At 62.9% G+C, this 12,148-nt stretch carries 13 protein-coding genes; 9 read left to right on the top strand and 4 right to left on the bottom strand.

Going from position 1 to position 12,148, the window contains the following annotated elements:
- Positions 1-74: 74 nt before the first annotated feature.
- Positions 75-1,256: an MFS transporter gene (locus DT068_RS20295; RefSeq protein WP_119391889.1), complete on the bottom strand. Its 1,182-nt coding sequence runs from the start codon at positions 1,254-1,256 to the stop codon at positions 75-77.
- Between the two features lie 143 nt (positions 1,257-1,399).
- Between DT068_RS20295 and DT068_RS20290 the strand changes: the two genes are divergently transcribed.
- From DT068_RS20290 to DT068_RS20280, 3 genes are read left to right on the top strand one after another with little or no spacing between them, the layout of a single operon-like run.
- Positions 1,400-1,792, top strand: a complete 393-nt coding sequence (locus DT068_RS20290) for an ArsR/SmtB family transcription factor (protein ID WP_119391713.1) — start codon at positions 1,400-1,402, stop codon at positions 1,790-1,792.
- A gap of 39 nt (positions 1,793-1,831) precedes the next feature.
- Positions 1,832-3,415, top strand: a complete 1,584-nt coding sequence (locus tag DT068_RS20285) for a GMC family oxidoreductase (RefSeq protein WP_119391712.1) — start codon at positions 1,832-1,834, stop codon at positions 3,413-3,415.
- Positions 3,412-3,786 (top strand): hypothetical protein, encoded by a 375-nt coding sequence (locus tag DT068_RS20280; protein WP_119391711.1) that lies wholly within the window; start codon positions 3,412-3,414, stop codon positions 3,784-3,786. Before DT068_RS20285 ends, DT068_RS20280 begins: the two co-directional genes overlap by 4 nt.
- Here the strand turns inward: DT068_RS20280 and DT068_RS20275 are convergent.
- Positions 3,783-4,490: a metal-dependent hydrolase gene (locus DT068_RS20275; protein ID WP_119391710.1), complete on the bottom strand. Its 708-nt coding sequence runs from the start codon at positions 4,488-4,490 to the stop codon at positions 3,783-3,785. The two genes, DT068_RS20280 and DT068_RS20275, sit on opposite strands and share 4 nt — an antisense overlap.
- 73 nt (positions 4,491-4,563) lie before the next feature.
- Between DT068_RS20275 and ruvX the strand changes: the two genes are divergently transcribed.
- Both ruvX and DT068_RS20265 read left to right on the top strand, forming a co-directional pair.
- The gene (gene ruvX, locus DT068_RS20270) at positions 4,564-5,031 is read left to right on the top strand and encodes a Holliday junction resolvase RuvX (protein ID WP_119391709.1); all 468 of its coding nucleotides are present in this window, start codon (positions 4,564-4,566) and stop codon (positions 5,029-5,031) included.
- Positions 5,028-5,954 (top strand): AEC family transporter, encoded by a 927-nt coding sequence (locus DT068_RS20265; protein WP_119391708.1) that lies wholly within the window; start codon positions 5,028-5,030, stop codon positions 5,952-5,954. Before ruvX ends, DT068_RS20265 begins: the two co-directional genes overlap by 4 nt.
- A gap of 19 nt (positions 5,955-5,973) precedes the next feature.
- Here the strand turns inward: DT068_RS20265 and DT068_RS20260 are convergent, their stop codons facing one another.
- Together DT068_RS20260 and DT068_RS20255 are read right to left on the bottom strand one after the other, a co-directional pair.
- Positions 5,974-7,416: an alpha/beta fold hydrolase gene (locus DT068_RS20260; RefSeq protein ID WP_162914336.1), complete on the bottom strand. Its 1,443-nt coding sequence runs from the start codon at positions 7,414-7,416 to the stop codon at positions 5,974-5,976.
- Positions 7,403-7,780, bottom strand: a complete 378-nt coding sequence (locus DT068_RS20255) for a hypothetical protein (RefSeq protein ID WP_119391706.1) — start codon at positions 7,778-7,780, stop codon at positions 7,403-7,405. Before DT068_RS20255 ends, DT068_RS20260 begins: the two co-directional genes overlap by 14 nt.
- A 203-nt stretch (positions 7,781-7,983) precedes the next feature.
- On the opposite strand from DT068_RS20255, the gene DT068_RS20250 reads away from it, so the two are divergent.
- The 4 genes from DT068_RS20250 (at position 7,984) to dprA (ending at position 12,109) form a co-directional block, all read left to right on the top strand.
- Positions 7,984-8,946 carry an aspartate carbamoyltransferase catalytic subunit gene (locus DT068_RS20250; protein ID WP_119391705.1) on the top strand — a complete coding sequence of 321 codons (963 nt, stop codon included), beginning with the start codon at positions 7,984-7,986 and terminating at the stop codon, positions 8,944-8,946.
- Complete coding sequence (gene pyrC / locus DT068_RS20245; protein WP_368904856.1) at positions 8,943-10,265, top strand: dihydroorotase; 1,323 nt, start codon at positions 8,943-8,945, stop codon at positions 10,263-10,265. The genes DT068_RS20250 and pyrC overlap by 4 nt, the downstream gene beginning before the upstream one ends.
- A 123-nt stretch (positions 10,266-10,388) precedes the next feature.
- The gene (plsY, locus tag DT068_RS20240; protein WP_119391704.1) at positions 10,389-11,006 is read left to right on the top strand and encodes a glycerol-3-phosphate 1-O-acyltransferase PlsY; all 618 of its coding nucleotides are present in this window, start codon (positions 10,389-10,391) and stop codon (positions 11,004-11,006) included.
- Positions 11,003-12,109 (top strand): DNA-processing protein DprA, encoded by a 1,107-nt coding sequence (dprA, locus tag DT068_RS20235; RefSeq protein WP_119391703.1) that lies wholly within the window; start codon positions 11,003-11,005, stop codon positions 12,107-12,109. The genes plsY and dprA overlap by 4 nt, the downstream gene beginning before the upstream one ends.
- The last annotated feature ends 39 nt before the right edge of the window (positions 12,110-12,148 follow it).

Genomic DNA, 12,148 nt, shown 5'->3' with positions numbered 1-12,148 from the left:
GGCAAGCTTATGTCCGGGTTTGCGGGCAAGCGCAATTCCCGCCTGCCTTCTGGGCTAATGACAGGAAAACGCCCTTATTCTCCAGGTCCGGCAAGAGCCGGCTTGCGCAACCGCGCCGTGGCGAAGAGCACCAGGAGCGCCACGAGGGGAAATGCCGCGGCGATGATGCCAAGTTGAGAAGCCGGCCCCATCGTCAATGCCCGCCCACCCACCAAGGATCCAGCCGCCACACCGAAATACATGGCGGACATGTTGAGCGGCAGCGTCAGATAGGTGATCCCCGGCGCCAGCGCCACGATGCGGCTCGCCTGTGCCGGCGGGAAGGTCCAGCCTACGATGCCCCACGGAACCATGATGGCGATGAGGAGCGGGCCGGCGATGGCGGAAGGCAAGAGCTCGAGCATCAGCGTGATCGCGACGCAGATGATGGTGAAGGCAATCAATGAGAAGACGACGACACGCGTCGCCCCGAGGCGGTCGGTCAGCTGACCACTCGCATAATTGCCGATCACGGCGCCAATGCCGAAAGCCAGCAGCATCGCCGGAATGACGGTCACGGACAGACCCGCGCCATCGGTCGCCAGCGGCGCCAGATAGCACAGCACCACGAAACCACCGGTGAGATAGAGGAAGGTCACGATGAGTGCCGGCAATATGCCGGGCTTCGTGATCGTCAGCACGCGCTCAGTAAGCGTCAGCCTGACGCCGGCGAGGCCGCGCGGCAGCCGCAGCGAGAGCACAATGGCGCAAAGCAGAGCGATAAGGCCCACGAACAGGAATGTCGCGCGCCAGCCCGCCAGATTGCCGATAAGTGAGCCAATGGGCGCGCCGAATGCCACGGCCAATGTGGTGCCGCCGACGACGGTCGCGACCGCCTTCGCCCGATGCTCAACGCCCGCCAGCGTCACGGCTGTCGCCTGGGCCGTGGAGGCATAGAGGCCCGCTGCTGCGCCCATGACAATCTGCGCGGCAGTCAGCAAGGCAAATGAATTGCTCGTTGCCGCCAGTGCGTTACCCACGAGGAACAGAATGAGCGCGCTGACGACAACATGCTTGCGATCGGCCGTGCCCGTGAGCGTGGCGAGAATCGGCGTGCCGATCGCATAGGCAAGCGAATAGGCCGTCACCAGATGACCGGCTTCGGGAATGGTGAGATTGCTGGACGCGGAAATCAGCGGCAGCAGCCCGGCGAACACAAAAGCCATGAGGCTCGTGGAGAAAGCGCCGGCGGCCAGCCAGAGGAGACGTCCGTCCATGACATTGTCCTTGTTCAAAATTTATTGAACTATTGGACAAAGGCAGGTAACTGTCAATATGATAGACCGACATCTCCTGCCAGCCTGATGTCAGGATGCGCATGGGGAGCTTGTCTGCCTTTGAAATTGGACGAGTCTTGGGAATGTCTCTGCTTCATCCGGCGACCGATCAGATCGATCTTGCAACCGTGCTTTCCGTGCTCGGCGACCCGACGCGTCTGGCGATCGTTGGTTATCTCGCGCGCCACGAGGGTGTCGAGATCAACTGCAGCCGCTTTCTGGACCTCGGCTCCAAAACCAATGTGAGCTATCATCTCGCCAAACTCAGGGAGGCCGGTGTGACGCGCACGGAAATACGCGGCACCAACCGGCTTATTTCATTGCGGCGCGCCGACCTCGACGCGCGCTTCCCTGGCTTGCTCGCTTCGATCATTGCCAATACGATCAACATTCCGTTCGATATGCGAGAGATCGCAAGACAGGAAATCAGCGAGCTGGAAAAGCGCGGCGCCGCGGTGAAGGGGCCAGTCGGCTAGCGGTTTGCGCAGAGCCGGCAATCCCGCATAAATATGTGAATGACAAAAAAACGTCTCGATCCCGTCGATGTCGTGATCATCGGAGCCGGCTGCGGCGGGGCGGCCTTCGCCTGGCAAATCAAGCGTGACGCCCGTCATCTCAAGGTCCTCTGCCTGGAACGGGGCGGCTGGCCGGATCACGAACATATGCCGGCGAACGGCATGCGCTGGCAGCGCGCCATCCTGGAGGACTGGGCGTCGAACCCCAATCTGCGCCTCAAGGCGGGCCAGTATCACGGCTCGCACGATCATCCGATCGATGAGGATAATTCGGTCTTCAAGCCGCTGATGTGGAGTGGCGTCGGCGGCTCGACCGTCGCCTGGGCGGCACATTTTCCGCGGCTGCACCCTTCAGACTTCCGCACCCGTACGCTCGATGGTGTCGGCGACGACTGGCCCTTCGGCTATTTCGATCTCGAGCCCTGGTACGACCTCAATGACGAGATCATGGGGGTGGCCGGCCTCAATGGCGATCCGGCCTATCCGCCGAAGTCGAAGCGCGCCATGCCGCCGCTCCCCTTCGGCGCCGTCGCCAATCGCGCGGCGCGTGCGTTCAGCGATCTCGGCTGGCATTGGTGGCCGGTCGATGCGGCAATCAATTCGACCGCCCATGACGGGCGCGCCGCATGCAATCATTGCGGCCCCTGCCTCATCGGCTGCATCCCCAAAGCCAAGGCTTCCGTCGACCTTACCTACTGGCCGAAGGCGACCGCACTGGGCGTAGAGCTCAGGACCAGCGCCATTGCGCGTAATATCGAGATCGAGGCCGGGCGCGCCACGGGCGTCACCTATGCCGATGAGCACGGCAAAGAATATTTCCAGCCGGCGCAAGCCGTCATCGTTGCCGGCAATGGCATCGGCACTGCAAGGCTCCTGCTCGCTTCCGGCGTGGAGAGCCCGGCGCTCGGGCGCAATCTCATGTTTCACCCGGCCGCCTATGTCAGAGGTCTCTTCAAGGAGCCGCTCGATGGGCCCGTCGGCCCGGTCGGCTGCTCGATCTATTCGCATGAATTCTACGAGACCGACCTCTCGCGCGGTTTCGAGCGCGGCGTGCATCTGCAGCTGTCGCGCGAGAACGCGCTCCTGGTTCAGGCGTCGCGGCTTTCACCGCTGTGGGGCTATCAGCCCCAGGCGCAATTGCGCGAGGAATTCCTGCATACGATGCCGATCCTGGTGCTCGCCGAGGATCTTCCGGAAGCACATAATCGCGTCAGCCTGACCAGGGAAGCGCAGCGCGATGGACTGCCGGGCGTGAAGCTCGACTACACAATGTCGGAGCGCGCCCGGAAGAGCCTCGATTTCGGCCTCGCCCGGGCGGAAGAGGTGCTGAGAGCCGCCGGCGCCTATCGCACCATTCGCGTCTCGCCTGCCCCGCTCACCGGCTGGCATCTGCTCGGCACGGCGCGCATGGGCACCGATCCCGAAACCTCGGTGACCGACGCGCGGGGGCGATGCCACAAGGTGCCCAACATCCTCGTCGCCGACGGCAGTCTCTTTCCGACAGTCGGCGCCGCCAATCCGGCCTCCACCATTGGCGCCGTGGCGCTCAAGCTCGCAGCCCGGCTGGCGGAGGACATGACATGACGCCCTCGCGACTGGGTTTGCTGGCGGATCTGATCCTGCCCGGCGATGCGGCGGGGTTGCCACGCGGCTCGCTCATCCCCGAGGTGATGCTGGCGCTGGCAGGGTCCGCCTCACCGATCAAAGGTCTTCTGGGCGAACGGTTCGACTTCGCCGAAAAGGATCTGCGCCTCATCGAGCAGAGCCATCCGGCGGAATTCCGTGAGCTGGTGATGAGCCTGATCAAGCCCTACTACGAGTCGGGCAAGGTGCTCGAAGCCATGGGCTGGCGCAGCGCCCCACCGCAGCCTCTAGGGCACCGCATCGCCGCGATGGACGAAGCCCTTGCCGCCGAGCTTGCCCGGATTGCCGAACGCAAGCGTATCTGGCGCTAGACCGTCGTCGCCTCGCCCGGTTTGAGAACCGTCGCGGTCCTGCCCTTGGGTCCCAGTGCTTTCACGAAGGGTTTGGCATCGGGAATGAGGAAACCTTCGAAGGTCGCGTAGTGGCAGGGGATCACCGTCTTGAACTTGAAGAAGGTCTTGCAGGCATGAGCCGCCTGGTCCGGCCCCATGGTGAAGCGGTCGCCAATGCACATGATGCCGATCTGCGGCTTGTAGAGATCCTGGACGAGCCTCATGTCCATGGTGATGCCGGTATCGCCCGTGACATAGAGCGTGCGCCCCTTCTCCTTCTTCGGCAGGATGACGAAGCCCGCCGGATTGCCGAGATAGATCGGCGTGCCGTTGTCGATATGCGAGGAAGAGTGCCAGGCATTGGTGAAGACGCAGTCGAAATCCGGAAACGAGATGCGCCCACCGTGATTGCCGGGCGAGTAATTGGCGACACCCTTGTTGGCGAGATACATGGCGATCTCGAAATTGGCGACCAGCGTCGCGCCGGTGTCCTTGCAGATCTGGACCGTGTCGCCAAGATGGTCGTCATGCCCATGGGTCAGGAGCACATGGGTCGCGCCGCGTGACACCTCCTTGACGTCGCCCTTGAACAAAGGATTGCCGCTGAGAAACGGGTCGAGCATGATCACGGCCTTGCCGGTTTCGATGCGGAAGGCCGAATGGCCGAAATAGGTGATTTTCATCCGCGCAACTCCACTTTGCCGGAGGCTTTATCGCGCTTTTGCACCGCTTCGCCAAGTCGCGTAAGAGGACCCGATGGAATCCCTGAATTTTGCCGATGCGGTTGCCGCCCTGCCGACCCATAGCCCCGTGATCGGCCTCGATCTCGGCAGCAAGACGATCGGCGTCGCCATCAGCGACATCACGCGCCGCATCGCCTCTCCGGTCGAGACGGTTGCGCGCAAGAAGTTCACCCTGGATGCCGAGCGCCTCCTCGCCATCGCGGCCGACCGCAAGGCCGGCCTTTTCCTGCTGGGGCTTCCCCTCAATATGGATGGCAGCGAAGGCCCCCGGGCGCAGTCGACGCGCGCTTTCGCCCGCAATCTAAGCAAGCTTACCCCTTTGCCGATCGTCTTCTGGGACGAGCGGCTGTCGACCGCCGCGGTCGAGCGCATGCTGATCGGCGCCGATACCAGCCGGGCCCGGCGCTCGGAATTGGTCGACAAGCTGGCGGCCGCCTATATCCTGCAATCCGCGCTCGATTCCCTTGCCCGCCCCAGATGACCCAGGCCTTCCTCGTCCTCCTGCCCGTCTTCATCGTCATCACCATCGGCGCGCTGCTGCGACGCTCGAACCTGATGAGCGAAAGCCATTGGGCCGGCGTCGATCATGTCTGCTATTTCGTCCTGTTCCCGGCCATCATCTTCAAGGAGATCGCGGCGGCCGATTTCTCCCATATTCCCGTCTGGCACATGGCGGCAGCCATGATCGTGGCGCTTACCGTCATGTTCGCCTTCCTGCTGATCCTCAGGGTACCGCTCTCCGCAGCGCTCGGCATCAATGGCGCGCAATATTCGAGCCTGTTCCAGGGCGCCACCCGCTGGCACACTTTCATTGCCTTCGCCACCGTGCCCCTGTTCTTCGGCAATGATGCGCTGGCGCTGGCCGCGGTCAGCGCCGCCACCATGACGCCGCTCCTCAATGTCGTCTGCGTCATCGTGATGTCGCTCTATATCGGGGGCGAACCGCCGCCCGCTCGGAAACTCGCCCTCATCGTGCTGCGCAACCCCTTCTTCCTTTCGTCCATGGGCGGCGTCGTGTTCCAGCTGCTCGGCCTGACATTGCCAGGCCTCGCCGTGCAGGTCCTCGACATGATCGGACGCGGCGCGCTCGGCCTCGCTCTGCTGACCGTCGGCGCCGGTCTCCATTTCGGCGAAGCGGTGGCCGCCAAAATGACGGTGGGACTCGCCGTCGCGCTCAAGCTCCTTGTGATGCCGGTCCTGATGTTCTTTGCGCTCAAGCTCTTCGGCGTCACCGGAACGCCCGCCGCCGTGGCACTTCTGTGCTCGGCTGTACCGACGGGATCTGGCGCCTATGTGCTGGCGCGGCAAATGGGCGGCGATGCGCCGCTCGTCGCCAATATCCTGACGGCGCAGGTTATCTGTGCCGCCGTCACTATTCCCCTGGTCCTGACCTTCCTCGCCTAATTTGGGGCTGGGGAGTCCGCTATTCGGCCGCTACAACCTTGTCACCAACCGCGTAGAGCCGACAGGGCTGCACACCACCTTCGGCGTAGGAAGCTAACGCTTCAGCACCTCTAAGCCGACGCGCACATTCGTAGAGTGCATGTTGGATCGCGTCTTCCTGACTGTTCCATGAGCTACTAAAGCTGAAGCTCCCATCCGGCCCGATGACAAAAGCTTTCTTGACCGGCAAAAATCGATACTCCTTATCGAACTTCCGTCTCGCTTCACCCTGAAGCGCGCCCTCGGCCAGCAAGGGCTTCAGTTGGAAAGACTTCTCCCCCAACATGGCCGAAACCGCATCCAGTACATTTTGCCGCCAGATCGTCGTCAGATGCCCGGCCTCGGAAGCCACAACCCATTTACGCGTCTTGGATCGATAGTAGGATCCGCACACCTTGTTTATAAGCTTGGGAGTGATCTTCGTGTTGCCTTTGACAAGGCGATCGTCATCGGCACCAAAAATAAAGAGTACAGGCACGTTCGGCCGCACGAGTTCCAGTGTCGGAAATCCGACGCCGCATTTCGTTCCTACGATGAACATCCCGGCAAGATCGTCATCAAGAGACTGTGCGATATTTCCACCTCCTGAATGCGACCAGATATAGATCGGCACTTCCGGATTTCTCTTTCGCAACTCGCCGATCGAACGCTTGGCCTGCGCTATTCTTGTCTTATTGCCTCTTGTCACATCGTCAAAACGCGCAGGATCTGCCCAACCGCATTTCTCATTCGGCATGGGATCATCATAGCTGTTGAGGTAGAACACCTGCAGCCCCCTGGCGCGGAAGAAATAGAACCAACTTTCTTCAAAAGGCATAGGACCTGCCCAGGGCTTGCTACAACCATGCAATGCAAGGACGAATCCCCGTACCTTGCCATTATCGGGGTAGTACTTTCGGGCTTTGCCGAGGGGGACATCGGGTGGCGGCAGCGGTTCACCCAGCAGTGGCCCCAGCAAAGGCTGCGACCAGACAATCTTGTCATCAAGAGCGAAAACATCGCATTTGGAGTCACGTCCCCACGGTGTTTTCCGCAGCCAATAAGCGCAATCGCGAAGGGCCTTCTGCCTTGCCTTTTCAACAGTTCGAAGGCCGGACACCATAAGCCAGGCGCCGGCCGGACTGATCGCTATCGCTTTGTGCTTCTTTTCCTTGGCGTAGAGGGACCTGAAAGCGATTTCCACCTCGATCCCGGGGATTGTCTCAGCCGCCCTGGCAACGAGACCAGACACCAGGCCAAGTCCCCACAGCAACACAATGGCCAGAGTCAGCGACCAGTAAACCCTCGAATCCAAGCATCGGTTCATCGCCGCCCCCGTCACCACCACTAGAATAGAGAATTCAGTGATTGGCAACGATGAAAAAGCGGCGGCTGACGCCGCCGTTCCCGATCTATACCGGTTGTTCTGGTCAGTAGTCGTCACCGATCACGCGGGCGCTGATGATGCGGCCCGAATGGGCGCTCACCCTGACGCTCCACAGCCGGTCGCGCTTGACGGCGCGATAACGGTACACCTCGCCGCCGCAGCGCACCTGCCTGACATTCCAGAAGCCATAGTCGCGCAGGATCCGCCGTCCTTCGCCGCAGGAGATGTAGTCCTCATCATCATAGTCATCGTCGTCATCCGGATAGCCCGGATCATAGACGGGATAGGCCGGCGAATAGCTGGGCTGAGGCCAGGGCTCGCCCACCGTAACGCCGATTCGGGTACCCGCCTCGGCGGCAGGCCCGAGAACCAGAACAGCCAGCACAGCAGCGGCGCCGGCAACGAAAGTCTTGTGCATCATTGAATACTCCACAGGTCCCCCGACCCTCGGCGAGCGGCTACCCCGAGACGCCCGCCGGCAAGGGTGAAGCGGTTTTGTGGGCGATTTTATGGTTTCAAAACTGGCGCCGGGGCAGCCTGGATTTACCCTTGCAAAGAAACTTGCCCACAACCCCGCTTTGCCGCTTGCGGGCGGAAGGAAACCCCCATAGAGACTGCTTTTCGATGACAACAGTGCGCAATCCCAAACGCCTCATCGAAGGCCAGCATCTGCTCGGCATCGAATCCCTTTCAGCTCAGGAAATCGTCAGGCTGCTCGATCTCGGCGAGCGCTATGTCGAGGTGAGCCGGCAGATCGACAAGCGCCAGGCGGTGCTGTCGGGCCGCACCCAGATCAACCTCTTCTTCGAGGCCTCGACCCGCACGCAAAGCTCCTTCGAGCTTGCCGGCAAGCGGCTCGGGGCCGATGTCCTCAATATGGCGGTCTCGACCTCGGCGATCTCCAAAGGCGAGACGGTGCTCGACACCGCCATGACGCTCAACGCCATGCATCCCGACATTCTCGTGGTGCGCCATCCCTCCTCGGGTGCTGCCGAGCTCCTCGCCCAGAAAGTCTCCTGTGCCGTCATCAATGCCGGTGACGGCCAGCATGAGCATCCGACCCAGGCGCTGCTCGATGCGCTCACCATCCGCCGCCGCAAAGGCCGCATCGAGGGCCTGGTCGTGGCGATCTGCGGCGATGTGCTCCATTCGCGGGTGGCGCGCTCCAACATCCATCTCCTCAACAAGCTCGGCGCCCGGGTCCGTCTCGTGGCGCCTTCGACGCTTCTGCCGACGGGGGCGGAGAATTTCGGCGGCGAGATCCACCGCAATATGAGAGAGGGCGTGACCGGCGCCGATGTGGTGATGATGCTGCGGCTCCAGCTCGAGCGCATGAGCGGCGCCTTCGTCCCCTCGGTGCGCGAATATTACCGCTTCTATGGCCTCGATGAGGAGAAGCTCAAGCTCGCCAGGCCGGATGCGCTGGTGATGCATCCGGGCCCGATGAACCGGGGCATCGAGATCGACTCGAATGTGGCGGATGGCGTGCAATCGGTGATCCGCGAACAGGTCGAGATGGGGGTGGCGGTGCGCATGGCGGTGCTCGATGCGCTGGCCCGCAACCTGCCGGGAGGCGGCAACGCATGATGGCGCCATCGGCAAAACACTCGGCCGGCCGCAAGGCCTATCTCAATGCGCGTCTCATCGATCCGGCGCAGGGCCTTGACGAAAAAGGCGGGCTGCTGATCGAGGACGGTTGGATCCTGGCCGCCGGCCCCAAGGTCACGGCGCAATCGACAGGCTCGGGCACGACGACCTTCGACTGCAAGGGACAAGTGCTGGCGCCTGGTCTCATCGATATGCGCGTATTCACCGGTGAACCCGGCAATGAGTATCGCGAGACGCTGGCGACGGCGTCGGAAGCAGCGGCGGCCGGCGGTATCACCACCATGATCGTGATGCCCAACACCACGCCCGTCGTCGATGACGCGGCGATCGTCGATTTCATCCTGAGGCGGGCGCGCGACACGGCCATCGTGCGCGTCGCCCCCATGGCCGCCCTCACCAGGGGCCTGGGCGGTGAGCTCATGACCGAGATCGGCACGCTGCAGGAAGCGGGTGCCGTGGCCGTGACCGACGGCAACAAGGCCGTCGCCAATGCGCGGCTGTTCCGCCGGGCGCTTGCCTATGCCAAGGATTTCGACATGCTGGTCGTCCAGCATGCCGAGGAACCGACGCTCGCCACCGGCGTCATGAATGCGAGCGAGACGGCAGGCCGCCTTGGCCTCGCCGGCATACCGGCGGTCGCGGAAGTCATCATGGTCGAGCGTGATCTGCGCCTCGTCGAGGCAACAGGCGCACGTTATCATGCGGCACAGATATCCTGCCGGATGTCGGTCGATGTCATGCGCGCCGCCAAGGCGCGTGGCCTCCCGGTCACCTGCGGTGTGTCGGTCAATCATCTCGTGCTCAATGAGAACGATATCGGCGCCTATCGCACCTTCTTCAAATTGTCGCCGCCGCTTCGATCCGAGGATGACCGGCGCGCTCTGGTCGAGGGCGTGAAGGACGGCACGATCGACGTCATCGTCTCGAGCCATGATCCGCAGAGCGCCGACACCAAACGGCTTCCCTTTGCGGAAGCCGAATTCGGCGCCATCGGCCTCGAGACTTTGTTCTCGGCCAGCCTCAGCCTCCACCACAATGACGGCGTGAAGCTGTCGCGCCTGATCGATGCCTTGTCCGCCAAGCCAGCACAAATTCTCGGTCTCGAGGCCGGACGCCTGGCGCCCGGCGCGCCTGCAGATTTCACGCTGGCCGACATCCAGCGCAGCTGGACGGTGGAAGATCACCTGCTGCGCTCGCGCTCCAAGAACTCCCCCTTCGAGCATCGAACGCTCGAGGGCCGCGTCATGGAAACGGTCGTTGCGGGGCGTACCGTCTATGCTTACGATCCCTCTCGTTAGAGCAAATCCCGCCAAAGTTGCAGACTTTGGCGATAAGGATTTGCTCCAACATATCGATTTGGCGCGAATCCTTTCGGCGAAGTGGCTCCACTTCGCCGGGATGCGCGCTAACGGGAGGGACTGATGTTCAGCTTCGAAGCCGTCACGCCAGCGATGGCGATCCTTGCCGTCGTCCTCGGCTATCTTTCCGGCTCTATTCCCTTCGGCCTGCTGCTCACGCGCTGGGCCGGGCTAGGTGACGTCCGTTCGATCGGATCGGGCAATATCGGTGCGACCAATGTCCTGCGCACCGGCAACAAGAAGATAGCGGCCCTGACGCTTCTGGCTGATGCGGTGAAGGGCACCATTCCCATTCTCATCATGCAGGCGCTTGGCGGCGAGACGGCCGGCCTGATCGCCGGGCTTGCGGCTTTTGCCGGTCATCTCTTCCCGGTCTGGCTCGGCTTCAAGGGCGGCAAAGGTGTGGCCACCAATATCGGCATCCTGTTCGGCCTTCATTGGCCGCTCGGCCTGATCTTCCTTGCCGTATGGCTCGCCATGGCCTTCCTGTTTCGTTTCTCCTCGCTCTCGGCCCTCACCGCATCGGCCTTGAGCCCGCTCTGGGCCTGGCTCCTCGGCAAAGCCATCCTGGTGGCGCCGTTGCTGCTCCTCGCCATCGCCATCTGGTACATGCACCGCGCCAATATCGCGCGACTGCTCAAGGGCGAGGAAGCCAAGATCAAGCTCGGCTCCAATGCATGACGGCGGGAATGCTCGGCGATGAGGAGCGCCTTGCCTGGCTGCGGCTGATCCGCAGCGAGAATATCGGTCCCATCATCTTCCACCAGCTGATCGAGGCCTATGGCAGCGCCACGGAGGCGCTCGCCGCTTTGCCCGAGCTGTCGCGCAAGGGCGGGCTCAGGCGCGACATTAAATTATGCAGCCCGGCCGATGCGCAGGTCGAGATCGATGCAGCTGCCGCGGTTGGCGCCCGCTTCATCGCCAGCCCAGAGCCGGACTATCCGGCGCTGCTGCGCCATGTCGATGGCGGTCCGCCCCTGATCTGCGTGAAGGGACGCTTGGATCTCCTGAAGCAGGAAGCCGTGGCGATTGTCGGCTCGCGCAACGCCTCCGCCAATGGCAAGCGCCTCGCCCGCCTATTTGCCGCGGAACTTGCCGGTGCCGGTTTCACCATCGTTTCCGGACTGGCACGCGGCATCGACACGGCCGCCCATGAAGCAGCGCTCGAGCGCGGCACTGTCGCAGTGCTCGGCAATGGCGTCGATATCGCCTACCCGCCGGAGAATGCACGTCTGCAGGAGGCGATCGGGCGCGACGGCGTGCTCGTCTCGGAAAACCCGCCAGGCGCCGAGCCCCGGGCTGAATCCTTCCCGCGCCGCAACCGCATCATTTCCGGCATGAGCCGGGCGGTGATCATCGTCGAGGCGGCTCTGCGCTCGGGCTCGCTCATCACGGCGCGGCTCGCCAATGAGCAAGGCCGCGAGGTGTTCGCCGTGCCGGGCTCACCGCTCGATCCGCGCTCGGAAGGCACCAACCGCCTCATCAGCGAGGGGGCGCATCTCCTGGCCCGGAGCCAGGACGTGCTCGACGTCATCGCCGCGATGCGCCCGCGCCTTGAAGAGAGCGCCGCGCCGAAGCCATCTGCCGCCAGGCCGATGGTGGAGGAAGATGGGAAACCGGCCCGCGCAGCGATCCTCGCTTTGCTCAGTCCGGCGCCGACGGATATCGATGACCTCATCCGGGAAAGCGGCATCCCGGCCCAGGTGGTCCTGGGCGTCCTCATGGAACTGGAGCTCGCCGGCAAGCTCGTCCGCCACGGACGACAGCTCGTCTCCTCGATCTGACCACGTGCCGTTAGGGCAGTTGTTTCCCCCCACCCGAAT

The organism is Taklimakanibacter lacteus (assembly GCA_003576695.1).
In the GTDB taxonomy this organism is placed as follows: Bacteria; Pseudomonadota; Alphaproteobacteria; order Rhizobiales; family Aestuariivirgaceae; genus Taklimakanibacter; species Taklimakanibacter lacteus.
The sequence above is the reverse complement of the archived record's forward strand: the minus strand, read 5'-3'. Positions and strand labels throughout refer to the sequence as shown.